The organism is Streptomyces sp. NBC_00876 (assembly GCF_045207435.1).
In the GTDB taxonomy this organism is placed as follows: Bacteria; Actinomycetota; Actinomycetes; order Streptomycetales; family Streptomycetaceae; genus Streptomyces.
Genome location: NZ_CP108800.1, coordinates 6529265 through 6553657 on the forward strand (window position 1 = coordinate 6529265; position 24393 = coordinate 6553657).

Below are 24393 nucleotides of genomic sequence, written 5' to 3' on the forward strand. Positions count from 1 at the left end.
GATCAGCCCTCACTCATCGATACATCGAACGTGCGCAGGTACTCGAAGACGGCGTCGGCGGCAGCGGCGGCCTGCTCACGTATCTCCTGCCGGTCATGCGTCCCGACGGAGAAGCGCAGGAAGGGGTCCGAGCCCTGCGCCATGGCCGATGCAGCAGAGATGCGGGTCGTCGAGAACCCGAAACTGAGTCCCTTGACGAGCGGCACTCCCCGTGACCGGGCGTTGCCGAGCATGCGCTCGATGACGGCTTCCAGACCGTCCCGGTTGTTCAGTCCGGCACGACCGAACTCGACCGTCAGCACGGCGCCGCCGTGCGCCCAGCCCCGAGTCGCCCAGTCGTCCGCGCAGCCGACCCGGATGTGCTCGGCGATGCGGGGGTCGCCGCGCAGTACATCCGCAATGACGCGCGTGTTCGCCGACATCTGGACCATGCGGGCCAGATAGGCGCTGCGATCGGCCCGGGGGAAGCGGGCGAGTGCATCCGGGTAGAGGATGGTGCCCGTGTTGCGGCGGATCGTCCTGGCCGGGGCTGCGAGGTGGCTGGGGACTACCACGAGGCCTGCCATCTGCAGGTCCAGTCCGAACTGGGCGTACTTGCTGGCGCTCTCGTAGTAGAGGACCTGCGGATGCCCCGGCTTCCCGAACAGGTCGAAGACGTTCAGTCCGCCGGAGATCATGGTGCCGTCGACGACCAGCCACCGGTCCGCCCAGCCGTCCCTGCCCTCGGTGAGCTCCGCGAGCCGGTGCAGATCCACCACGGGAAGGCCGGCCACATTGTTCACGGGATCCGCGAACAGGACCTTTGCGTTGCGCTCTTCGACGACTTCGACCAACCGGTCCGCGTCGTAGCTGTCGGCGCGCACATGGTTCAGGAAGCGGAGCCCCTCAAGCTGTTCCGCGGCCTCGAAGTAGATGTACGGCGCATAGGCGACCGTGTCGCCGGGCTCGACCGCGTGGCGTAGCAGCAGGCTCTCGACCACCTGGTAGGCGGCCATGCCGCTTGAGGTGGCGAGCAGTTCGGAAGCACCGTGGGTCAGGCCGAGCATCTCGGTGAGCCCGAGCTCCAGGGTGCGCAGGTCGTTCGTCCCGTACCGGGCGTAGTTGACACCGCCCGCGGCCTGAGCGGAGGTGTCGTAGAAGTTCACCCGCTGGCTCTGGTCGTACGCAGGGCTCGCCCACTCCAGTCCGTTGGTGAGCGTCTCGCGCACACGGAGCAACAGACGCAGCGTGTCCTCCTGGGCCCCAGGTGCCACGTCCGGAAGACCGGAGTCGGGTGAGCGAAGCTCCTGGGCCAGGTCGTCCGCCAGGTCCCGCAGCCGGTCGAGGGCCTCGTGCGCCACCTTGCCCTTCGGCAGGGCGACGGCTTCGAGGTAGCGCTGGTGGTCCTCTGCCCGTGCCGCTGTGTCGTCCAGCGACAGCGAACGCTCTGCCCAGCGGGTGTCCGGGGAACCGGTCACCGGTGAGCCGACTGCCGTGCTGTCCTGCGGCAGGCCCGTCGCCCGCTGCCTGGGAAGCCCGGCAACCTCGTTCTTCTCCAGGACCGGCACATTCCGCCGGAGCCCGAGGCCGATGCGCAGATGCTCATCGTGGACCTCGGCAACGATGGCACGGGCCAGAGCGGAGGAGGAGATGTTGCCGCCGGACAGGATGAGGAGAGTGCGTCCCGTGTCGCCGGGCACCTTTCCGCTCAGGAGCGCGGCTGCGGTCGTTGCGCCTGCTCCCTCGACCAGAAGGCTGTGCTCATGGAGTAGCGCGTAGATACCGAGGACGATCTCGTTCTCGGAGACGGAACAGACCTCGCCCAGCAGCCGATCCAGCACATCGGCCAGCGGATTGGCGAAGGTGTGCTGCACCGCGAGACCGTCCGCATAGGTCGGCGGAGTTGCCCTGCGCAGGCAGTTGTCTACGGAGTCCTGGCCGAAGGGCCGGTTGAATACCTCAGGATGCGTGGCGATGAGCCGTGTGTCCGGGGACTGCTGCACGGCGTAGGCGCCGACCCCGCTCAGCAGACCCCCACCGCCGAGGGGTACGACGACGGTGTCGAAGTCTCCCGCGTCCTCGATGGCTTCGGCCATGCAGGTGCCCTGACCCGCCGCAACGTTCCAATCGGCGTACGGAGAGATGAACGGCAGCTTGTGGCGCTGCGCGTACTCCACTGCGTGGTCGGTCGCTTCCTTGAGATCGCGGCCTACCACCGTCACCTGGGCACCGGCTGCGGCGATCCGCCGGACCTTGAGCTCCGAGGCCGTGGCGGGAACGAAGACCCGAGTCTGCTGGCCGAGGGTCCGGGCGGCAAAGGCCACCCCGAGGCCGTGGTTGCCCGCCGAGGCGGTCACCGACATCTGACCGTGCTCGAACCCTGCCAGTGCGTTCAGCGCTCCTCGGGCCTTGAAGCTGCCGGAGACCTGCCAGCACTCCAGCTTGGCCCAGACCTCGCGATGCTCCGTGTCCAGCCAGGGAAGCCGCACGGTGGGCGTGCGGACGGAATGCGGGGCGATACGCCCGCGCGCATCGTGTACGTCCGCAGCCAGAGTGGAGAGCAGCGGGTCGGCGCCGGAGCCGTCGTGCGGCCCGTGCCCGGCGGAGTGCAACGAAACTGCCGTACTCAAGAGACCACTCCCATCGTCAGAGGCACCTGGAACAGGGCAGGATGGAAGTAGGGTCCGTGGCCGAACATGCCGTCCTCCCCGAAGAGTTCACCGTGGTCAGCTGTGACGACGACCGCGAGGGGCTTGGGGAGCTGCTCGATCACAGCGCCCAGTCGGCGGTCCGCCACTTCGACGGCCCGTATCTGCGCCGCCTTCATCTCCAGGTAGTCGTCGTCGGAGAACGTCAGCAGGTAGCCGTCGCTCGGACCGGTGGACCCTGCGGCGAGGTCGCGGCCGGCCACACCGTGGGCTCCGGGGAGCCTGGGCAGACGAGACTTGGGGAGCATGAACGGGTAGTGCGTCTCCGCGGCATTGATGAACACCAGGTTCGGCCGGTCGTCGGCCAGCCGGATGCTGGAGACCTGAGCACCCAGGCCGCTGCCCTGCGGCGACAGGACGTAGTCGGGGAAACCGTGGCGCAGCCCTGCTTCAGGCCGAAGGACCGGCATGGACACCCGTGCGTGAGCCGACCAACCGCACTCCTCCGCCATGCCCGCGAGGCTCATGGTCGGATGGAAGTTGCCGGCGTGCTTGCCATCGCCGGTAAGGAGGTGGGACCAGAACAGGAAGTCGTCGCGGTACGTCGCGGCTGCCGCCCGGCCGGGCTCGGGGCGCCAGGGGAGCAGCCCGGAGAAGAGGCAGGAATGGCTGGGCAGAGTCCAGCTGGCGTAACTCATCCGCTGCTCGGTGAACGAGCAGACCTCGTCGATCACGGGGGTCCGGGCTTCCTGGAAGGAGTCCCAGCGGAGACTGTCGAGAACGACGACGAGGACGGTACGGACCTGCCCTGTGTCGGTGGCGAACTGCAAGTGGGAAGCGGCCTGGTTCAACAACAGAAGCCCCCTTCGTGGCCGGGTCGGCTCAGAACTGCGGAGATGAATCCTTCGAGAGTGAATACCGAAGCCGCCGGGGGCCAGGCTGTTTGCATGGAGAAGTCCCTGAGGGTGAAGCGCCCGGTTCACGAACGCGCTGCGTATGCAAAGTTCTTTGGGTGTGGGCCGTTCAGAAGAGAGAGGCCAGAAGCTGCCTCAGAGGCGTGGTGTCCGCCACGTCCGCGGCAGACGGCAAGGGGACCGCGACATCTCTGCCCAGCAGGGCGACATCCGCGGCCACGGGCTCACGGCCGAGGTGGTCCCGGAGCAGGTCCACCGCAGAGGCGGCAATCCTCCGCAGAGCCGGTGCCTGGGCCAGCGCGGGATCGCTCAGCCAGGCACCGTCCCGGTGCAGGAGTGGTGAGATCCGCCGCGCAGGCACCTGCGTCCCGATTGGCTCTGCGCGCCGTCCCGAGTGGGGAAGCCACGGATAGACGTCGTGGGCATGGATCACGTCGCCACGGACCGGATCGGGGAAGCAGGCCTCCATCGGCACACCACTTCGCATCTCCAGCCGCTGACGTGCCCGATCGGTCGTCGCGGAGACGAACACGCGGTCGACGACGAAGCCGCATGTGGCGAGACGGTCCACCACTCCGGCCAGGGTGCCACCGCTGTATGCCGCATCGTCCACGAGGGCCACGCGTACTGCGGGGTCCCCGGCAGCCAGGCTGTCGGGCAGTCCCGAGACATCCAGAACCAGCCGCCCTCCGGCCGCCAGCCGCCGGTGTGCGGCGACGCGATGGTACCTGGGACCATCCCCGCCGGGGGGTGCGACGAAGAGCTTGTCCAGGACAAGAACCTCGTCGTACTTCTCCACCCGGGACGCGGTCCACTCGGTGAAGTGCCCGTGATCGATGACGTTCCATCCGTGTACGGAGGCCAGGTCCCGCAGGGTCCGAGCCAGCACTTCAAGATCGTCTTTCAGCAACATCCGGCCGAGTGGGCTGAGTTGATCCGAAGCCGCTTGAATGTCCAGGACCAGCGATATCGGCGTGCAGTCCATGTCAGAGAGCGGCAACCCGCTCCAGGGCCCCTTCTTCTTCCGATGCGTGCCGACGGAACCACTCGATGGTCCGGATCAGCCCTTCCTTGAGCGGGACCTGCGGCTTCCAGCCGAGGTTCCTTTCGGCAAGGCTGATGTCGGGGCGCCGGATCATAGGGTCGTCCTGAGGCTTGGCGATGAACTCGATGGGAGAGTCCGAGCCAGTGAGTCGCTTCACCTCGTGCGCGAGTTCGAGGACGGACAACTCGTACGGGTTGCCCAGGTTCATGGGGCCGTGACCGTCCGACTCCAGGAACTGGATCAGGCCTCTGGCCAGGTCGTCCACGTAGCACACGGAACGGGTCTGGCTGCCGTCCCCCGACACGGTGATGGGTTCGCCGGCCAGGGCCTGCCTGATGAACGTGGGGATGGCCCTGCCGTCGTGGGCGCGCATCCTGGGGCCGTAGGTGTTGAAGATCCTTACAATCGCGGTGTCGAGCCCGTGATGGGTTCGGTAGGCCGTGGTCATCGCTTCGGCGAATCGCTTGGCCTCGTCGTAGACGCCGCGAGGACCGACCGGATTGACGTGCCCCCAGTAGTCCTCCGGCTGGGGGTGGGTCTGCGGGTCGCCATAGACCTCGGAGGTGGACGCCAGCAGGAAGCGAGCGCCCTTCTCTTTCGCGAGCCCCAGAGCGTGCAGGGTTCCGATCGAGCCCACCTTCAGGGTCTCGATGGGCAGTTGGAGGTAGTCGATCGGCGACGCGGGCGACGCGAAGTGGAGCACGACGTCCACGCCCCCCACCACATGGATGTACCCGGTGACATCGGCGCGGGCGAGCCGGAAGGACTCGTGATCCATAAGGTGGGCGATGTTGTCAGGGTCGCTCGTCAGGAAATTGTCGAGGCACACGACCTCGTAATCAGAGTCCAGCAGGCGTTCGCACAGGTGTGACCCAAGGAACCCGGCGCCGCCTGTGATGACTGCTCTTCTCACTTTGCCCCCGTTGGCATCAGCTAATCGAACGTCTCGATGATAGCTGATCATGCTTCAACTGGCTTGTCCTAATGTCGGCTTGTCAGTGACGTCGTTCTCGCACTCGTCAGAGGCAGGCTAGTTGGGCGGCGCCATCGGTGAACTCCCTGAAAGGCGCCGCCTGGCGGAGTGGCAGGCGCAGATGCGAAGCCTGGATGCCGGAGGCGAGGAGCATGACATCGTCTCCTCCACCGGATATCCGTGAGTGGCCACGTTCCCTTGGTACTTGGGCATCCTCTTCCGGTCCGGGGCAAGGATCTCGCAGTGCCCGACGGTCCTGACCCGTCGACGCGGTACACGTGGAGAGCCGTGGCGTGCCACGTTGAAACGCGCCCGTCCCAGTCGGTTCAACGGCTGAAGGGGGGCTGAAGGAGGACACCTTGAGCGTTATCACTCCGGACGGGCTCGCCAGTGATACTGATGAGCTGCAACTCGGCGTCTGCCCAAGGGAGGGGCCGTGGGTGAGCAGTTGTCCGGGCTACCTCTGTGGAAGCCCGCGAACGAGAGAGGCGACGTACACACATGAGCAACCTGCTGGGGCGGATCCTGGTGACCGGCGGGGCCGGCTACATAGGCTCTGTCGTTGCCGCACGTCTGATCGAGACCGGATACCGGGTTACCGTCCTGGACGATCTGTCCACCGGCTTCCGAGAGGCAGTACCGGCTGGTGCCGCGTTCGTGGAGGGGCGCATCCAGGATGCCGCCGAGGTGCTCGATTCGTCGTATACGGCGGTGATGCACCTTGCTGCGGTCGCCGAGGTCGGCGAATCGATGATCAACCCGGAGAAATACTGGGACACGAACGTTCTCGGTTCCTTCGCCCTGATCCGGGCGATGCGCAAGGCGGGCGTGGGCACGCTCGTCTTCTCCTCGACCTGCGCCGTCTACGGGGAACCGGCGACCGCCGTGATCTCCGAGAGCACGCCGACCGTCCCCGTGAACCCCTACGGTGCGTCCAAGCTCGCGGTGGATCACATGATCGCCGGTGAGAGTGCCGCTCACGGTCTCACCGCGGTGTCGCTGCGGTACTTCAATGTCGCCGGCGCGGTCGGTTCCCGCGGAGAGCGCCACGATCCGGAATCCCACCTCATACCCCTGGTGCTACAGGTCGCACAGGGCCGGCGCGAGGCGATCTCCGTCTACGGGAACGACTACGCCACGCCTGACGGCACGTGTGTCCGCGACTACATCCATGTCGCGGATCTTGCCGAAGCCCATCTGCTCGCTCTCGACGCCGCCTTGCCCGGAGAGCACCTTGTCTGCAACCTCGGCAATGGCAACGGCTTCTCCGTGCGCGAGGTGATTGCCGCGGCGCGCAAGGTGACCGGCCATCCCCTTCCCGAAGTCGCCGCCCCGCGCCGGCCCGGTGATCCTGCGACGCTCGTCGCCTCCTCCGCCCGTGCCCGGGAACGACTGGGATGGACGCCGTGCCGCTCGGACCTCTCCGAGATGGTCCTAGATGCGTGGAACTTCGCACAGGGGACCGCCGCGAGTGAGCCGACCGGCACCTGAGTTCCTGTGCGCCGGGGCCCCTATGTGTTTGGTCAAGGTCGAAGACCAGTGGGTTCGTGCGTCGAGGGTGGGCCGAGCCGAGGGGGTGTGCATGAGCGATGGCCGGGTCACGATCAAACTCACGAGTGACGAGGCGCTGGTGCTGTCGCACTGGCTGGAGAAACTCCAGATGACGGACCTCAGCCAGATTGTCGACGATCCGGCGGTCTGGGCGCCGATCCACAGGATCGCCGGAACGCTCGACAAGACGCTTCCTGAGCTGTTCGCATCCGACTATGACGAGCGTCTTGAGGCGGCTCGTCAGAGGCTTCGTCCGGAGTGCTGATCGAGCGGCCTGAGCTTCTCACACGGCTGCACAAGCGCCCGACGGGAAGTTGGCCGGTGGACAGGTCGATGCCGAACGCCCACGGCTCAGCCCACGCGAGCACGCGCCGGTGATCCCTGGTCAGCGGCGGCCCGTGGCCAGGGTGATGAGGAACTGGCCGCCGCCCGGCTCGATGTCGGCGGTCACCGGCAGTCCCGGTACCAGTCGGGAGAACCGGTCCACCAGCCAGTCCGCCGCCTCCTGGGCGTCCCGCCTGGTCGGGCAGCGGCCCACCATCTCGCGGCCCCCCTTTCGCTCCAGCCTCCCGGCAACGGTGATCAGCGGCGCGGGTTCGACCACGTACAGGCGGTCCGGCCAGGCGATGACCACCTTGACCGCGCCCTTGCGGGTGTTGCATCCGCGGTGCGCGAGCCGCTCGGCGACCTTGGCCTTCCGGTCGGCGGTCCGGCTGTCGACGCTGGGCCCCCGCGGGTCGTTCACCGACTCGTCGGGGTCGACCGCTTCGTCACACACCCAGCACCGCCAGCCGTCGCGCTCGGCCACATCATCAAGGAGACTCATCCGAGCAAAGTAGCCTGCACGGCCGCCGTCCCGCACATCAGGGCCCTGGCAACGACTTCACGCCGGCCGACCGTGCTGCGACGCCTGGCTGCCGGCGTCACCCACGCATTGACCTGCGTGAATGCCGTTACCTTGACGGCCCGCTCGCTGTGGCCCGGCTGAGCCGTTCGAGCTGGTGGAGCCAGGCAAGGTCCGTTCGGCGACCCGCCGTGTCCTGTCCGGTCCCGAGCCGTGCGGGGTTCCGTGCCGGGCCTCGTCCTCTTCCAGTCATTCGGCCTGGGCCCGTACCGGGTGCCGGGCGCGGCGGGGAACGGGGGTCCGGTCGAGGTTCTCGTCGCGGCAGGAGCCGGACCGGTTCGCGCGGTTTCGCGCGCCACGGCGCCGTGGGTGTGGGCAGCGGGTCGAGGCGGGCGGTCGAGGGACCGTGGCGCGCGGCCGGCGCCGAGACCTGCGCGAAGGCCTACGGATGGATGGGCGGCGCCGGGTAGCCGGAAGCGCTGAGGAGGGGGGATGCCCGTGCGCTGTCGCGCCGGGCGGTCGTGTTGTCGGTCAGCATGCGGGGAATGGCGGGAACGTCCGCGGTCCCCCGCGCCGGCAGTCCACTACGCCGGGTGTCCGAATCGGTGCGTCGGGTAGTGCGCACCCTTGACTGGGCATGTGCAATCCGGAGGATGGGAGAGCGCGCTGCCGCCGTCCGTCCCGAACGACTCAGTGACTTTTCCGAGTGCGCGTCCTACCGCTTTCCATCATTGCCGCAGGTCACGGTTGCCGGTGTGCTTGCCGCTTTCGGGGCGATCACCCGGCCGGCCCGGACGGCTTCGTCTCGGACGACTGACGACTTCGTCCCCGAGGCCGTCCGCGTTGATCCGCGAACTGCCCGCACCGACTCCTGACCCGGCACTCCTTGACGAGAAGGGGCGAGACGCCATGCCCGAACGCGGCGTGTACTTCGTGGCCAACGACCGTGTGGTGGAGCTGGTCACCGTGTTCCTCAACAGCTTCCGCCGCACCAACCCCGACATTCCGCTCCGGCTGATCCCCTTCGACGGAGAGTACGGACAGGTCGCCGCGCTGGGCGACCGGTACGGGTTCACGGTGTGGGAGGACGAGCGGCTGCTGTCACGGTGTGATGAGATCAGCCTCTCGTTCCACCAGCGGCGAAAAGGGCATTTCAGGAAACTCGCCGCGTGGGAGGGCGAGTTCGACGAGTTTCTCTATATCGACAGCGACACGGCCGTCCTGCGGAACATCGACTTCGTCTTCGACTACCTCGCGGATTACGGTTTCGTCACCGCCACGTCGAACCTTCCGGGGCGCGCCTGGCTGGAATCCATCAGGAAGTCCGGAAAGCTGACGGCGAAGCAGTATGAATACGCCGCGAACACCGGATTCGTGACCTCCCGGAAAGGCGCGCTCTCATTGGCTGGAATCACTGCCGCGCTTCCCGCGGCCCGCGAGCTGGCGCCGCACATGAAGCTCGGCTACGAGCAGCCGTTCCTGAACTACCTCATCGTCACATCGGGGCTGCCCTACACCAGCCTGCATCAACTGCGCACCGCCACCGGCGACCGGACCATTCCGGCCGAGGTCTTCGCCTGGGCGCCCGGCGTCCAGGCGAAGGACGGCGGGATCGTGCACCCCGCCGTCCCCCCGGCGCTGATGGTTCACTGGACGGATCCGGTCAAACCGACCCGGGCCGACCCGGCGGAGATCCCTCTCTACGACCTGTGGTGCCACTACCGGGACTTGCACGCCCTCACGTAAAGAGACTGCGCGTCGTCGTGTCGTGCCGGGAACTCGGGGTGCGCGGCGAGCAGGTCGGCTTCCATGATCCGTTCGCCGGAGAGGAAGCCGGCCTGGCCGAGCGCCCAGTCGAGCAGTTCGAGATCGAGGAGGTTGCGGTGTCTGCCGCGCGCCTGGAAGAGGTCGTTGATGAAGTGCTGGACGGGAGCTCCGCCGAGGGAGTAGTCCGGCCAACGGCTGCAGCGGTCCTCCTTCAGGGCCTGCCCCCGGTCCACGGCGTAGGCGGCGCAGACCTTGGCCAGATCTGGGCAGGACAGCCAGAGCGTGGCATCGTCCGCGCAGACCCGGTGCAGTTCCCGCAACAGCGGGATCAGTTGCCCGTGCAGTTCCAGATGCTCGACGACGTGTTGCATCACCACCACCGATACCGAGCCGTCCGGGAACGGCAGCCGGCCGGCCGCCAGATCGATGTCGAACTCGGAGCCGGCGACATCGCAGTTGAGCCAGCCGGGAACGCGCCGGTCGCCACAGCCCAAATGGATTCTGCGGTGTTGTGGGACGCCTTCCGGCTTCCGTACGCGGCGGCGTTGCCTGAACCGCGCGAGGAAGCGGGCGAAATCATGCTCGACGAGTGCGATGGTCCGGGGATCGAAATTCATCTTTCGCAGTGTCAAAGATATCACGCGCTTTACCGTGCCTGAGAATCAACGTTCGGTCAACACCGCCTGTGGGCAATGGTATTCGGGCATCCATTCCGCAATCGGGGATCATCCCCGATCGAAATCTCTGAATTTCCCGTGGAGGCGTGCATGAGACAGGTGGTCCTACCCGGTCGCGGCAGGTGCGAGGTCGTCGAACAGGACGAACCGCAGGGCGGCCCCGGACATGTCGTGGTCGATGTCGCCGTGAGCGTCCTGTCACCCGGTACCGAACGCGCGATCCTGCTGGATCGTCCGACCGCCGGTTCCCGGTTCCCGGAGTTCCCCGGCTACATGGCCGCCGGTACGGTGCGCAGCGGCCCCGGGTTAGCCGCGGGTACCCGGGTAGCGGTACGCCGGGCGCGCCACGCCGATGTGGCGGTCGTGCCACCCCGCTGTGTGCGCACGCTGCCCGATGGCGTCCGGCCCGCCGATGCCGCGGTCTGGCAGCTCGCCCTCACCGCGCTGCACGGCATCGAGGCCGGGGGATGCCCGGGAGAGCCGGTGACGGTGGTCGGCCAGGGCCTGCTCGGTGTCATCACCCGCCGGCTGGCGGTGGCCCTCGGCGCGCCGAGGGTGCGGGCGGTCGCGGCGTCCGCCGCCAGAACGTGGAGCACCAGGAGCGAACCCTTCACCGTGTTCGAGGAGCCCGGACGGCTCGAGGGCGGCACCCCCCTCGTCGTGGACGCCACCGACACCGGCCCCGGCCTGGCCGTCGCCATCGCCGCGGCCGCGGACGGCGGGCGGGTGGTACTGCTGGGATCGCCGAGGGCCGAACAGGCCCACGTTCCGCTCCAGCAACTCCACGACCGCCGGATCCACCTGCGCGGCGCCCATGTCTCCCGGATGACCGAGGCGGATGAGGAACGGCTCTCCGACCTCTTCTTCTCCCTGCTGGAGCAGCGCCGCTTCACCGTCAGGGACGTCCTGGCCGACTATCCGGCACACAAGGCCCCGGAGGTCTACCGGCGCCTCGCCGACGACCGTGCCTTCATCAGCGCCGTGCTGCACTGGGACGCCCCGAGCCCTGCCCCGGGCCGGCCCGCTCTCGTCGCCCGCCCGCTGCGCTTCGGCCTGCTCGGTTGCGGAGACATCGGCATCGAGGACGCCAGGGCGCTCGCCGCGGCGGACGAGGCCGAGCTGACCGCCTGCCACGACCCCGTCGCGGAGCTGGCGCAGGAGACCGCCGCCCGGTTCGGTGGAGCATGGGAGACCTCCGTGTCGGCCCTGCTGGCGCGCCCCGACGTCGACGTGGTCGTCGTCGCCACTCCGCACGACACCCACGAGCCGCTGCTCACCCAGGCACTGGCCGCCGGCAAGCACGTCCTGCTGGAGAAGCCCGTCGCCCAGGACCTGGTCCCGGCGCGGCGGATGGCCGAGCTCGCGGAGAGGAGCGGGCTGCGCACCGGTGTCCTCTTCCCGACCCGCACGGACCCGAGGTTCCTCCAGGCCCGCGCGGCCGTCGAGGCGGGGGAGATCGGCGAGCCGCTCGGCGCCGCCACCACGTACTTCACCGACAAGCCCGCCGCGTACTTCCTCGGCGGCATCAGCGGTCGCGTCTCCACCACCTGGCGCCTGTCGAAAGAGCGCGCGGGCGGCGGATTCCTCATCATGAACCTCATCCACCAGATCGACGCGGTCCGGGCACTCATCGGCCGCGAACCCGACCGCGTCTACGCGGAGACCGCACCCTCGTCGACGGCGTCGGCCCCCGGAATCGAGGACGTGGTCAGTGTCGTCCTGCGCTTCGGCACCGTCGTCGCCACCCTCGTGGGCAGCGCGAGCGTGGCCGGCGGCCGCGGCATGCGGACCCGGGTCTGGGGCGAGAAGGGTGAGGTGCGGCTGACACCGCACTACGCGCTCACCCGGCGGGGGACGCCCGATCCGGAGTCAGGGCCCGCCACCGGGCCGCCACCGACCGCGATCGACCTGCGCACCTGGGCGTTCACCCGCTTCGCGCGGGCGGTCCACGAGGGCACACCGGTGGACGTGAGCCTCGCCGACGGCCTGCGCACCCAGGCAGTGGTGGAGGCCGCCTACACCTCCGCGCGACTCGGCCGCGCCGTCTCCCCGGCCGGTCTCCTCGAAGGCGGCGCGCCGTGAGCGCCTGGCGGCGCGTCACACGCCCTTGGGACGGCTCCCCGGCGGCAGCGGACCTGGTGTGGTTCGCCGACGACCCGGAAGCCGCCGAGACCTGGGCGTACGGGTACCCCCCGGTGGGAGCCGGCGAGCGCGCCGCGCGTGCCTGGGCCGCCACCGCCCACGACATCGCGACGGTCGTGGGCGGGGCCGCCGCCCAGGTGGTGGGGGACGGCGCCCTCGCCCGCCTCGTCCGGCTGGCCCTGCCCGGCCCGGCACCGGGCTCCGGTCCGCGGCTGGAGGTGGCCGTCGAGACGACGGGCACCACCGCCGGGATCCGTGAGGCACTGGCCTCGGTCGTGCCCGGCGGACGTGTCCTGCTCGCGGCCCGCCCACTGAGCAGCACGACGTCGTTCCCCACCTACCACGCTGTTCACCTGCCGGGCGTCCATGTCCTGCCCGTCTCCTGGGAGGGCCGCGGCGGCGACGTACCCGATCACCTGATGGCACATGCCCTGCGCGACATCCAGCCGATGGCCGACGGCCTCACCGGCACCTGACTCACTTGACTCACCCGACGCACCCGCGCACCGGGCTGAAACCCGGTGCGCGGTGCGCGGGTGCGCGACGCTCACGCCCCTCACCGGGGCTACGACTTCTCGGCCTGCTCAGGGCGGGTGAAGAGCCGGCCGTCCGACCAGACGTACCGGGCGCGGCCCCATTCGGCGGCCGACGCGACGTCCGGGAAGAAGCCGCGCCCGTTGTAATTGGCGCTGGTGTTGCACAGGACGGGGATGCCGCTCAGTTCCTCATAGGCCGTGAGGATGCGCGCGACGGCGCTGCTCGACGTGGAACCGACCGTCTGCAGCCGCGCAGTGCCGTCGAGGTGGATGACCGCCGGTATGCGCCGTACCCACTGCGGCCGCACACGGTGCTCGAAGAGCATGAACGGGTCCTCGCACCCCGGGTCGAACACCTCGCTCGCCCGGTGCGCGAGACAGACCGGCGCGACGGGGCGGTACGCCTCCCGCTCCTTCATCGCGTTGAGCAGGCCCTTGGTCCCGGCGTCGGTGGCGGGAGCGATGATGCTGCGGTTCCCCAGCGCCCTCGGCCCGAGCTCCGCCCGGCCGGAGAGGACGACGACAGGCGACCCTTCGGCGTGCAGCAGCTCGGCCAGCTGGCGTTCGTCGCAGGCTCGTACGCGCCACCCCTGCGGCAGGCTCCCGTCCCGGGAGACGCGCGGACCGCTGTGGACGTCCCAGTCGAGGGAGCGGTGTTCCGTGCTGCTCACCATCTCGCAGCAGGCGGTGCCGATGGCGGCGCCGGAGTCATTGGGGAACGGCGGGATCCAGATCTCCTCGAAGAGCCCGGCGGCCCGGATCGCCGAGTTCCATTTGATGTTGAGAGCGCAGCCGCCGGCCATCACCAGGCGCGGATATCGGCCCTTGTATCTGTCTCGCACCACGTCTGCGAGGGCGGATACGAGCGCGCGACCGAGATATTCCTGGAAGGTCGCGATGAGGTCGGCGTCCGACATGCCCGGAAAGAGCCGCTCGCGCTTGGTGGTCAGTTCCCGGCCCAGGGCGAGGCTGCTCTCCCTGTCCGCCTCGGACATGCCGTCGAGGAGAGCGCCGAGAGCCGGGAGCGCGTCCTGCTCCACCTTGCCCAGCGCCGCATAGGCCATCGCCTTTCCCGGGACGGAGCGGTAGCGCCAATCGGCTTCGAGGCCATCCTCCTCGGAGTTCGTGCGAAACGGCCCGAGGTTTGCGGAGAAGAGAGCGAACAGCCTTCCACGGAACGGCAGTAACTCGGCTACCGGCCTGACGGACCCTTCCTTCGGCGCGATCGCGTACAGCCTGGCCGTGGTGCCGCCGTCCCACACGAGCGCGAGGGCGTCATCGCCCTGCGCGGCGAAGGGGCCGGAGCAGTAGGCGCCGAGCACATGGTTCGTCACGTGGTGGTAGCTGACGTAACCGGGAGACCTCCGGCTGAAGTCGTGCGCGGTGAACGTGTAGCGGTGCAGAGGATCGGCCGACAGCGAGCCGTCCACGTAGGGCGCTACGGGCAGGACAGTCGGTTCTCCGTCCTTGAACGTGGACACGGCCCAGGGATTCTCGACCGATGTCCTCCAGCCGTCCACGACGAAGCGGTCGATGTCCTCGGGGTCCACACCCTCGGACCTGAGGATGTCCGGCACCCGACGGAGATCCCCCAGTGGGCTGTAGCGTGGATTGTTGTCGAACTTCTCCAACTCGACGCTGAAGAGCAGACGGTTTCCGTCGATCACCGCGATGCCGCCGTCATGCGAAACCTTGATGCCGCAGATCAACAAGGCAATGCCCTTTCTTCAGTGATGAGGACGCCGTCGATCGCCGCATCGGCGACCGGCTCGTTCGTGTTCACTGTCGTCATCCGCTCCCGAGCCCGGGTGCGCTGTCCAGGTTGGGCAGGACCCGGTCCACGCGGGCCCGCCAGGTGTAGTCGCTGCGCAGTTGCCGTTCGGCCGTCGCTCCCAGGGCCGCACGTTCCTCGGGCGCGCCGGCCAGGTGCTTTACGGCCGCGGTCCAGGCCGCGAGGTCATCGGGCGGGCAGAGCAGGCAGTTGACGCCGTCCGTCAGGACCTCCCTGAGCACCGGCAGGTCGGAGGCGATGATCGTCTTGCCGTGGGCCATGTACTCGAACAGTTTCATCGGCGAGATCCAGCGGCTGATGTCGCCCATGCCACCGGCCACGGCGACGCGCTGCTGGTAGGGGGCGAGGACGAGGTCGAACGCGCGGTAGTAGGGGTGCAGCCGGGCGGGCGGCTGATGGCCGTGGAAGTACACGTTGGGCGTACGGGGCCGGCTCCGCCAGTGGGCCAGGTCCTCGTCCGTGCCGCCGACGAGGTGGAAGTCCGCATCAGGCAGGGAGCCGGCCAGAGCGAGCACGACGTCGATGCCCCGGCCCGGGTAGAGATGGCCGACATACCCCACCTTCAGGGCGTCCGGCCGGCCCGGCAGCGTGGCCGCCGGCCCTGTGTCCGGCGGGAGATCGGCACAGTCGGAGACGGCCACCACCTCCGGCCCGCCGCGGCGTCGCAACCGGGGGACGGTGCGGCGGTAGTCCTCGGCGAGCGCATGGGTGACGGTGACCACGCGGCGCAGACCCGGCAATCGGAAGAGCACCCGTTCGACGAGGCGTTGGCCCCTGCCGGGCCTCAGAAGGTGCGTTTCGTAGACGAGAGGCGCCAGACCGGCCGAGGCGAGCAGCGCGTACAGATCCCTGCCGTAGACGAGATCGACGGCACCGGAGCGGCGCACGTCCCGGCGGATCCGCCAGGCGCGGATCCAACGGCCGAGCACCGGAATCCGGGGAGTGCCGAAGATGCGTACCGGGAACCGGTTGCGGTTCCCGTAGTACGCGTGGATGTCATCGGCCGACGTGGAACCCGTCCCCGCGTAGAGGGTGATCTCATGCCCCGCGTCGGCGAAGGCGTCGCACATGCGCATCACATGAACGCCGTTGGCGTAGACCGAGGGAATCTCGCACGCGTGCAGATAGACGATCCGCAAGAGGACCTCACCTCGATGGTTCGTAGGCGGAGACGTGGGTGGAGCCGATCTACTTGAAGCGGGTGCCGGTCGGTGCGTCGCAACGATGGCGTTGTGGACGTCGCGGCCTTCGGGAAGGGCCGGCGCCGGGGGCACCGACCTCTGTGGAGTGCGCATCGCCTTCGGGCCGGGGCCGGGGGCCTGAGTCCCGGGGCGCCGGAGTCCTGTCCGCAGTACATCTATTCCGGTACCGGTCCGGTGGCTTCGCCCCCGCCGGATTGGCTGAAGTCCTTGAGCGGTTCGCCCCGGACGGACTCGGAGACGAATCCGTCCGGTCCGACCGGGCGGTCGCCAAGGACCAGCACCCGGTACATCGTGCGCCGGTAGTCGGTGTGAGGGAGATCAGCGGGCTGGAGATGGGCGACCGCGCGGTTGTCCCAGATGGCGACATCGCCGGGTGCCCAGCGATGTCGCACGGTGTAGTCCGGGCGGCTGAGGTGGGTGAGGAACACGTCGAGGATGCCGTCGCTCTCCCAGGGGAGCAGGCCGGCGATGTGGGAGACGGAGGACGGTGGCAGGAAGAGCGCCTTCTCTCCGGTCTCCGGGTGCACCCGCACCACGGGGTGGAGGGACACCAGTGTTTCCCGGACCCGCTTGCGGATGATCTCCAGGTCCTCATCGTCGGACAGGAGCAGCCGTACCCCGGCGTGCAGAGCGTGCTCGGCGCGCAGACCGTCGGCCAGCTGCCGGAGCGGACGGGACAGCCCCTCATAGGCGGCGACGAGGCTGGTCCACTGGGTGTCGCCGCCGAACTCCGGGACCACTTCGCAGCTGAGCACCGACAGGGCCGGCGGATTCACGACGGAGGCGACGTCCACGTGCCAACCGGAGTCATGCCGCTCCGACTTACGGCGCAGCCGCTCCTCGAACCTCATGCCGCGCCGAGCTTCGTTCGCAGCCGTATCGACGACCAGAATCTCCGGGAATCCTTCCGGATGGGTACCGTGCTGCGAGCCCGGAAGGCGGGTCACCGCGCCGAAGCGACGGGCGAGCGCCACATGGTCGGCATGGTTCAGGTGCTGGCCGGTGAAGAAGATCACTTTGTGCCGGAGCAGGGCGGCCCGGATCTCCGCCATGGTTTGGGGCCCCAGCCTGTCCGGCTCCCTCAGCTCGACACCCCGGATCTCCGCCCCGATCCTTCCGGCGATGCGGCGGACCTCGGTCCTGGGCGATTCCTCGGTCACTGTCCTGCTCCCTTGGTCATGCCGGGCAGACGTCCCCACCACGGACAGCAATGGTGAGCCGGTCGAATTCGTGACTTCGGCAGTCGTGCGTCGGCGGTGCCGTCATCGCAGGGATGTGCGGCGGGCTGCCAAGGCGGCATTGACGCTACCCGCGCGGTCCGCGTGTGCTCTGTCGCCGCCGAGATCTTCTGCACAGAGCACGACGAAATCAGCACCCGACTTATTCGATTGTCGGCAACCATTCAGGAACGTCAAGAGGCTCCACCTGTGTCTCCTGTGGATTCGGCCAAATCCTGGTACGAATATCTCCCTCCCCTCTGTCTCTCACGTCACTGCTGCCCAATTGATCCGCTGCAACAGACACTCCGGCGCTCATTTCGGCCCTGATCCCGATGGCATCGGCAAGACTTGATTCGGATGGTGTTCTTGCGTTCTGCGAGGACCTCTTGAACGCTCGTCACGTATCCGTAGAATGTGAAACCATGCGCTATCTGCCAATGGGCACTTCGGGTTTACGGGTCTCCGCAGTCGGGTTGGGATGCAATGAACTGGGCCGGTCCGTCGGGCTTGACCAGGCGCGCCCGGTGGTCAGTGCTGCGCTGGACGCCGGGATCACCCTCTTCGATACGGCCGACGTCTACGGAGACTCCGAGTCCGTGCTCGGTGAATGCCTTCGGACAGAGCGGGAGAATGTCGTCCTGGCCACGAAGTTCGGGCATCAGAGAATGGATATGGGGTACGGACCCGCAGCCGGCGCCAAGGGCGGACGTGCGTACGTCCGCCGCGCCGTCGAGGCGTCCCTCCGGCGTCTCCGTACGGACTACATCGACCTCTACCAGATCCATACGCCTGATCCGATCACCCCGGTCGAGGAGACGCTCGCGGCCTTGTCCGAGCTCGTTCGTGAAGGAAAGATCCGCTATATCGGCAACTCCAACTTCATGGGCTGGCAGATCGCCGAAGCCGCGTGTATCGCCCGTTCCGGAGGGTTCGAGCCCTTCATATCCGCGCAGAACCACTGGTCGCTGCTCAATCGCGACAGCGAGAATGAAGTCGTCCCGGCCGCACGCCATTTCGGACTGGGAGTACTTCCGTATTTTCCATTGGCGAACGGCCTGCTGACCGGAAAGGTGCGGCGGGGCAAGGACATTCCGGAAGGGACCCGCATCGCCGAGAGCGCCTATCAAGTGACGGAGGCGCGGCTCGACACCGTAGAGGCGCTGATCGCGTGGGGCGGGAAGTACGGCCGCAGCGTCCTGGAGATCGCGGTCGGTGGCCTCGCAGCGTTCCCGGGCTGTAGTTCGGTGATCGCGGGGGCCACGAAGCCGGAACAGGTGAGGGCCAACGCGGCGGCGGGGGAGTGGATTCCCTCCGCCGCAGAGCTGAGGGAGATTCTGGAGTTGCTGTAGAGCGGAGCCCGCGGTGTTGACCTGGTGTGCCTCCGGGGCCGGCCGCCGGCGGCCGCACTCGCCCGATCGCCCTGCCGCGGCTCCTTCATGAGGGCGGGGCCGACATCGCCGCCGGTGTCACGGGCGAGGGGTGGGCTGGGTAGTCGGCGTGGTCAGTGTGGAGAGCAGCGCCAGGTCGGCCTGTTCGAGGCTGTCCAGCAGGGTGATCCGGGCGGCCCCGGCGATCGGCACGGTGGAGGGGACGGCCAGCACCGCGCAGCCGGCGGCGTGCGCGGAGGCGACCCCTGCCGGGGTGTCCTCGACGGCCACGCAGGCCGCAGGGTCCAGCCCGAGCCGGGCGGCGGCGGCCAGGTAGGGGGCGGGGTCGGGTTTGGTCCGCTCGGTGTCCTCGGCGGCGAGGGTGAGGCGGAACCAGTCGTGGCCGAGGTGGCCGAGAACCAGGTCCACGATGCGGCGGGGGGAGGCCGAGACCAGCGCGGTGGGCACGGCGGCGTCGTGCAGTCCGGCGAGCAGGGCCAGGGCACCGGGCCGGGGGACGACTCCGGCGGCGACCTTGCTGCTGAACGCGTTGGTGAGGAGTTCGGCCAGGCTGTCCGCAGTGAGGCCGGTCCGGGTCACGCGGTGCAGATGCGCGGCGGTGTGGCCGACGGCGCGGCCGAGCACCTCGGGCAGGTCCTCCTCGACGAGGGTGTGGCCGAGGGCGGCGGCCAGTTCGGTGGTGGCCTGGAGCCAGAGGTGCTCGGTGTCGACCAGGGTGCCGTCCATGTCGAACAGGACGGCGGCGGGGAGTGCGGGCACGGCGGTTCTGCTTTCTCGGGCGTGGGTGGTGTGACGGTCACCGGGGCTCAGGCACCGGTCAGGGGTCTCAGCCGGAGCGTGAGGATCTGGAACGGACGCAGGGCCAGACGTACCCCTGGGCCGTCCGTCCGTACGGATTCCGTGTTCTCGGGCGGGCCGGATTCGCGCTCCAGCAGATCGGTGCAGGCCGCCGACGCCAGCGGGAAGCCCGTGGTCAGGACGGTTCGGGCGCGTCCGCCGTGGGCCTCGTAGAGGCGTACGACGATGTCGCCGGAACGGTCGTCGGCGAGTTTGACCGTCTCGATGACGACGGCCTCGTTGTCCGCGGTGACGAGCGGCCGGACTTCGGCCGCGCCGGGGACGCTGCGCTCCGGCTGGTTGAACGCGTAGCCCTCGCGGACGGCGTCCTCGATGCCGGCCCCGATGACGAACCCGTAGCGCAGGTGGTGGTGGCCCTGGTCGGCGTCCGGGTCGGGGTAGCGGGGAGCGCGGAGCAGGGAGAGCCGGACGGTGGTGGTGGTGCCGCCGTCGGCGCGGACGTCCCGGGTGACCTCGTGCCCGTACGTCGAGTCGTTCACCAAGGCCGCACCCCACCCCCGTTCGCCGAGGTGCAGGAAGCGGTGGGCGCAGATCTCGAACTTGGCCGCGTCCCAGCTGGTGTTGGTGTGGGTGGGGCGCCGGACGTGACCGAAGGGGATCTCCGCACTGGAGTGGTCGGCCCGCACGTCGAGCGGGAAGGCGGCCTTGAGGAGCTTCTCCCTCTCGCGCCAGTCGATCCCGGTGTCGATGTCCAGACGCCGGGAGTCTTCGGGCAGGGAGAGCAGCTGTTCGATGCGGGAGTCGCCGAAGGTCCGCACGATCCGGACACCGTCCTCCTCCGCCGCGACCGAGTCGGCGTCGAGCAGGTCGCGAACGGTGTTGCGGTAGAAGACGTCGATGTCCCAGGCGTCGTACTCGTTGGGGAAGTCCTGGTGCAGCTGGAGGAGGTTGGCGGGGGAGCCGGGGGCCAGCGCTTCGCGGTCGGCCGCGATGTCGTACGCCGAGGTCACCAGGCCCCGGGCATCGATCCGGACCCGGACCAGGCCGTTGTCCAGCACGAAACCGTCCCCGCAGGGGACCGGGGCGACGGGCCGGACCGGCGGCCCGGTCCGGAGCGTGGCGCCGAGGGCGGGGACACCGTCGCGGGCGAACGGGGCGGCGTTGAAGACCACGGGCAGGCTGCCCTCGCCGGCCAGGGCGCGCTGGGCCGCGTCCGTGAGCGCGAGCAGTTCGGCGGTGACGGCGGCATAGGTCTGCTCCGCCTCCCGGTGCACCCAGGCGATGGAGGAGCCGGGCAGGATGTCGTGGAACTGGTGCAGCAGAACCGTCTTCCACAGCCGGTCCAGAGCCTCGTACGGGTACGCGAACCCGGTGCGCACGGCGGCCGTCGCCGACCACAGTTCCGCCTCCCGCAGCAGGTGCTCGCTGCGCCGGTTGCCCTGCTTGGTCCTCAACTGGCTGGTCAGCGTGCCGCGGTGGAACTCCAGGTACAGCTCCCCCTGCCACACCGGCGCGTCGGGGTACTCGGCGTGTGCCCGCTCGAAGAAGTCCGAGGGCCTCTCGATGACGACCCTGGCCGAGCCCTCCAGATCGCCGAGACGCTCGGCCCGCGCCAGCATCTCCCGCGTGGGGCCGCCGCCGCCGTCACCGTAACCGAACGGGAGCAGTGAGCTGTTGGCCGCCTCCTTGTCCTGGAAGTTGCCGACGGCATGGGCGAGTTCGGCGCCGGTGATCTCCGCGTTGTAGGTGTCGACCGGCGGGAAGTGGCTGAAGATCCTGGTGCCGTCGATGCCCTCCCACCAGAAGGTGTGGTGCGGGAACCTGTTGGTGGTGTTCCAGGAGATCTTCTGGGTGAGGAACCACCGGACCCCGGCCAGCTTCATCAGCTGTGGCATGGCCGCGTTGTAGCCGAAGGTGTCGGGCAGCCACATCTCCTGGGTCTCGACGCCGAACTCGTCGAGGTAGAACCGCTTTCCGTGGATCAGCTGCCGGGCGAGGGACTCACCGCCGGTGATGTTGGTGTCGGGTTCCACCCACAGGCTGCCGACGGGGAGGAACTGCCCCTTCCGCGCTTTCTCCCGCACCCGGCCGTAGACCTCGGGGCGCTGCTCCTTGAGCCAGGCCAGTTGCTGGGCCTGGGACATGGCGAAGAGGAAGTCCGGGTGGTCGTCCATGAGGTGGGTGACGTTGGAGAGCGTTCTGGCGACCTTGCGGACGGCTTCGCGCAGCGGCCACAGCCAGGCGGTGTCGATGTGGGCGTGCCCGACGGCGGACATCCGGTGGGCGCCGGAAGCCGCCGGAGCGGCGAACGCCGGGCGCAGCACCTCGCGGGCGGGGGCGGCGCTGCCGGCGATGTCCTGGAGGTCGACCGCGTCCAGGGCCCGCTCGATGGTGTGCAGCAGCTGCCAGCGGCGCGGTTCGGCCTCGGGCAGTTCGCGCATGAGCCCCCCGAGGACGTCCAGGTCATGGACGAGCCCGGACACCTCCGCGTCGAAGACCGCCAGCTCCAGGCGGAGCAGCTGGTACAGGGGTGCGGCCTCCGATTCGGCTCCCCTCATCCACGGGGGCCGGTCCCCGGTCCGGGACGGGATGTGGTCATCGTTCAGGTCGGGATTGGCGGCGGCCTCGACGTAGTACGTGAACTCCTCGCCGCCCACCGCCGGGTCGGCGACCGGAATGTACGCGTTGCGGGGGTTGAGGGCCTTCACCACGCTGCCGTCCGCCCGGTGGACCAGGCCCTCGGCGGAGAAGCCCGCACCGGTGACGTCGAAGCCGAGGTCGATGACCGCCTCGACCCGCAGGCCGGCCCACTCCTGCGGGACCCTGCCGCTGATCCTGAACCAGCTCGTGGACCACGGCGGCCCCCACCGGTGCCCGAGCGCCACGGGTTCGTACGGTGCGGCCAGGCCCTCGGACACGGGGACCGGTTCGCCCGTCACGTTCCAGACCGCGATCTCCACCGGGACGGTCCGCGCATGGACCGCGGGCCTGATGCGCTCGTTCAGCACCCGGTCGAGCCGCTGCTCGGTGAGGCGTCGCTTGCTGTGCATGGATTCCTTCGTCGTCGGGCCGGCACACCTCAGCCGGCCGGTCCGCCGGCTGAGGCGGACCGGCCGGTGTCACGGACGTCAGTCCTCGACGGGGCCCAGATCGGGGGTGCTCCGCAGTTCCACCCTGCGGGTGGTGGAGCTGTGCAGTTCGAGGACCGTGATCTCGTTCCGGCCGGCCATCAGGACCGGCGCGGGGACGTAGAGCGTGGTCTGCGGTCCGCGCGACCAGTACCGGCCGAGTGCGAAGCCGTTGACCCAGACGTGGCCCTTGGTCCAGCCGTCCAGGGCGATCCAGCAGTCGGCCGGCTGCTCGATGTCCAGGTGTCCCCGGTGGAACGCGGGTCCCACCCGGGGCGAGGCGGGATCGAATGCGGCGAAGGACAGCCGGTCCGGATCGTCCAGGGGCAACGGCCTGCTGTACCAGCCCTGTTGGGCACGCGCGTTTACGGTCACCTCGCCGAGCAGTCCCTTGCGGTCGTGCATGGCCTGCCCGTAGTTCACCCGGCCCTGGTTCTCCACCAGCACGGCCAATCGCGCGCCCTGCCGGGGGACATGGAAGGCGAGGCTGTGCTCATGGTTCTCGCGTTCCAGGACGCCGACCGGCTGGCCGTCGACGAAGACCTGGGCGCGGTCGTGCACCTCGGCGATACGCAGGACGGCCGGCCCGGCCTCCGGGAGCGCCGTCTCGTACAGGACGAATCCGAAGGACTGGCCGAGCTGTTCCATGGTCTGCGGACGGTCGGCGCGCACCGCGCTGCCGAGCCGCTCGCTCTGGTCCAGGAGGCTTGCGCATGCGGTGAGTTCGGCGACGGCAGGGGAGAGCTTGGGTGCGGGGCCGGGTACCGGTTCCTCGGGGACGGGTGCGTACCGGGCGATCACCTCGCGGAAGGCGGCGTACTTGGGGCCGGGGTCGCCGGCCTCGTCCAGGGGTGCGTCGTAGTCGTACGACGTGACGGTGGGGCGGTATGTGCCCTTGTCGTTGGCGCCGTTGGTGAAACCGAAGTTGGTGCCGCCGTGGAACATGTAGATGTTGACCGAGGCACCGGCCGCGAGCAGCCGGTCGAGGTCGGCCGCCGCGTCGGCCGCGCTGCGGGTGGCATGGATGGAGCCCCAGCGGTCGAACCAGCCGATCCAGAACTCGCTGCACATCAGCGGCCCGGACGGCTGCTGCGTGCGCAGCGCGGCGAGCCCGGCGTCCACCCGGCTGCCCAGATTGACCGTGCGCAGGACGCCGTCGAGGCCGCCGCGCTCCAGGTCGGCGGGCTGGTCGCAGGTGAACAGCGGCACATCGACTCCGTGCCGGTGCAGCAGCTCGGCCAGATCCTCCAGATAGCCGGAGTCGTCGCCGTAGGCGCCGTACTCGTTCTCCAGCTGTACGGCGATGACCGGGCCGCCGCGTGTGGAGAGGTGGGGAAGGACGGCCGGCAACAGGGCGCCGAGGTAGTCGTCCACCGCCTTCAGATAGCGCGGGTCGCGGCTGCGCAGTTCGATGCCCTCTTCTGCGAGCAGCCAGGAGGGCAGACCGCCGCCGTCCCATTCGGCGCAGATGTACGGGCCGGGGCGGAGCAGCACGTGCAGGCCCTCGGCAGCGGCCAGATCGAGGAACCGGCAGAGATCGAGACCTCCGTCCAGCCGGAACTCACCCGGACGGGGCGAGTGGAGATTCCATGGGACGTAGGTCTCGACCGTGTTCAGCCCCATCAGACGTGCCTTGCGAAGCCGGTCGGCCCACTGCTCCGGATGGATCCGGAAGTAGTGCAGCCCGCCGGAGATGATTCGCAGGGGTCGGTCGTCGAGACGGAATTCGTCTGCGGCAACCTCAAGTCGTGGCATGGCCGTTGTCTCCTTGATGACGGGGCTGATGGAA

The 24393-nt window shown here is 69.0% G+C and carries 18 protein-coding genes; 6 read left to right on the plus strand and 12 right to left on the minus strand.

Features of this window, described 5'->3' with window-relative positions; all coding sequences use genetic code 11:
• Positions 1 to 2: 2 nt before the first annotated feature.
• From OG782_RS28705 to OG782_RS28720, 4 genes are all read right to left on the minus strand, one after another.
• The gene (locus OG782_RS28705) at positions 3 to 2609 is read right to left on the minus strand and encodes a pyridoxal-phosphate dependent enzyme (protein WP_406455766.1); all 2607 of its coding nucleotides are present in this window, start codon (positions 2607 to 2609) and stop codon (positions 3 to 5) included.
• A complete protein-coding gene (locus OG782_RS28710; protein WP_406455768.1) occupies positions 2606 to 3481 on the minus strand; it encodes a hypothetical protein in 876 nt (291 codons plus the stop codon). The genes OG782_RS28705 and OG782_RS28710 overlap by 4 nt, the downstream gene beginning before the upstream one ends.
• A gap of 169 nt (positions 3482 to 3650) precedes the next feature.
• The gene (locus tag OG782_RS28715; RefSeq protein WP_406455770.1) at positions 3651 to 4430 is read right to left on the minus strand and encodes a hypothetical protein; all 780 of its coding nucleotides are present in this window, start codon (positions 4428 to 4430) and stop codon (positions 3651 to 3653) included.
• A gap of 97 nt (positions 4431 to 4527) precedes the next feature.
• Positions 4528 to 5550, minus strand: a complete 1023-nt coding sequence (locus OG782_RS28720) for a UDP-glucuronic acid decarboxylase family protein (protein WP_406455772.1) — start codon at positions 5548 to 5550, stop codon at positions 4528 to 4530.
• Between the two features lie 510 nt (positions 5551 to 6060).
• Between OG782_RS28720 and galE the strand changes: the two genes are divergently transcribed.
• Together galE and OG782_RS28730 are read left to right on the plus strand one after the other, a co-directional pair.
• Positions 6061 to 7050 carry a UDP-glucose 4-epimerase GalE gene (gene galE / locus OG782_RS28725; RefSeq protein ID WP_406455774.1) on the plus strand — a complete coding sequence of 330 codons (990 nt, stop codon included), beginning with the start codon at positions 6061 to 6063 and terminating at the stop codon, positions 7048 to 7050.
• Positions 7051 to 7141: 91 nt separating this feature from the next.
• The gene (locus OG782_RS28730; protein WP_406455776.1) at positions 7142 to 7375 is read left to right on the plus strand and encodes a hypothetical protein; all 234 of its coding nucleotides are present in this window, start codon (positions 7142 to 7144) and stop codon (positions 7373 to 7375) included.
• Between the two features lie 120 nt (positions 7376 to 7495).
• Here OG782_RS28730 and OG782_RS28735 read toward each other — a convergent pair whose 3' ends face one another.
• The gene (locus OG782_RS28735) at positions 7496 to 7936 is read right to left on the minus strand and encodes a hypothetical protein (protein ID WP_406455778.1); all 441 of its coding nucleotides are present in this window, start codon (positions 7934 to 7936) and stop codon (positions 7496 to 7498) included.
• Positions 7937 to 8863: 927 nt separating this feature from the next.
• Between OG782_RS28735 and OG782_RS28740 the strand changes: the two genes are divergently transcribed.
• Positions 8864 to 9700 carry a hypothetical protein gene (locus tag OG782_RS28740; RefSeq protein ID WP_406455780.1) on the plus strand — a complete coding sequence of 279 codons (837 nt, stop codon included), beginning with the start codon at positions 8864 to 8866 and terminating at the stop codon, positions 9698 to 9700.
• On the opposite strand, the gene OG782_RS28745 is transcribed toward OG782_RS28740, so the two are convergent.
• Positions 9673 to 10338, minus strand: a complete 666-nt coding sequence (locus OG782_RS28745) for a methyltransferase domain-containing protein (protein WP_406455782.1) — start codon at positions 10336 to 10338, stop codon at positions 9673 to 9675. The two genes, OG782_RS28740 and OG782_RS28745, sit on opposite strands and share 28 nt — an antisense overlap.
• A gap of 150 nt (positions 10339 to 10488) precedes the next feature.
• Here OG782_RS28745 and OG782_RS28750 point away from each other — a divergent pair, with 150 nt between their 5' ends.
• Both OG782_RS28750 and OG782_RS28755 read left to right on the plus strand, forming a co-directional pair.
• Positions 10489 to 12480: a Gfo/Idh/MocA family oxidoreductase gene (locus OG782_RS28750; protein WP_406455784.1), complete on the plus strand. Its 1992-nt coding sequence runs from the start codon at positions 10489 to 10491 to the stop codon at positions 12478 to 12480.
• On the plus strand, positions 12477 to 13016 hold the full coding sequence (locus OG782_RS28755) for a hypothetical protein (protein WP_406455786.1): 540 nt from the start codon (positions 12477 to 12479) through the stop codon (positions 13014 to 13016). The genes OG782_RS28750 and OG782_RS28755 overlap by 4 nt, the downstream gene beginning before the upstream one ends.
• An 89-nt stretch (positions 13017 to 13105) precedes the next feature.
• Here OG782_RS28755 and OG782_RS28760 read toward each other — a convergent pair whose 3' ends face one another.
• The 3 genes from OG782_RS28760 to OG782_RS28770 form a co-directional block, all read right to left on the minus strand.
• A complete protein-coding gene (locus OG782_RS28760; RefSeq protein ID WP_406455787.1) occupies positions 13106 to 14788 on the minus strand; it encodes a carbamoyltransferase N-terminal domain-containing protein in 1683 nt (560 codons plus the stop codon).
• A gap of 76 nt (positions 14789 to 14864) precedes the next feature.
• Entirely contained in the window at positions 14865 to 16007 is a 1143-nt protein-coding gene (locus tag OG782_RS28765) for a glycosyltransferase family 4 protein (RefSeq protein ID WP_406455789.1), read from the minus strand.
• Between the two features lie 218 nt (positions 16008 to 16225).
• Positions 16226 to 17230, minus strand: a complete 1005-nt coding sequence (locus tag OG782_RS28770) for a TauD/TfdA dioxygenase family protein (RefSeq protein WP_406455791.1) — start codon at positions 17228 to 17230, stop codon at positions 16226 to 16228.
• Positions 17231 to 17712: 482 nt separating this feature from the next.
• Here OG782_RS28770 and OG782_RS28775 point away from each other — a divergent pair, with 482 nt between their 5' ends.
• Complete coding sequence (locus tag OG782_RS28775) at positions 17713 to 18639, plus strand: aldo/keto reductase (protein ID WP_406455793.1); 927 nt, start codon at positions 17713 to 17715, stop codon at positions 18637 to 18639.
• 117 nt (positions 18640 to 18756) lie between these two features.
• On the opposite strand, the gene OG782_RS28780 is transcribed toward OG782_RS28775, so the two are convergent.
• The 3 genes from OG782_RS28780 to OG782_RS28790 form a co-directional block, all read right to left on the minus strand.
• Entirely contained in the window at positions 18757 to 19437 is a 681-nt protein-coding gene (locus OG782_RS28780) for an HAD family hydrolase (protein ID WP_406455795.1), read from the minus strand.
• A gap of 47 nt (positions 19438 to 19484) precedes the next feature.
• A complete protein-coding gene (locus tag OG782_RS28785) occupies positions 19485 to 22526 on the minus strand; it encodes an alpha-mannosidase (protein WP_406455797.1) in 3042 nt (1013 codons plus the stop codon).
• A 78-nt stretch (positions 22527 to 22604) separates the two neighbouring features.
• Entirely contained in the window at positions 22605 to 24359 is a 1755-nt protein-coding gene (locus OG782_RS28790; protein ID WP_406455799.1) for a beta-galactosidase, read from the minus strand.
• Between the last annotated feature and the right edge of the window lie 34 nt (positions 24360 to 24393).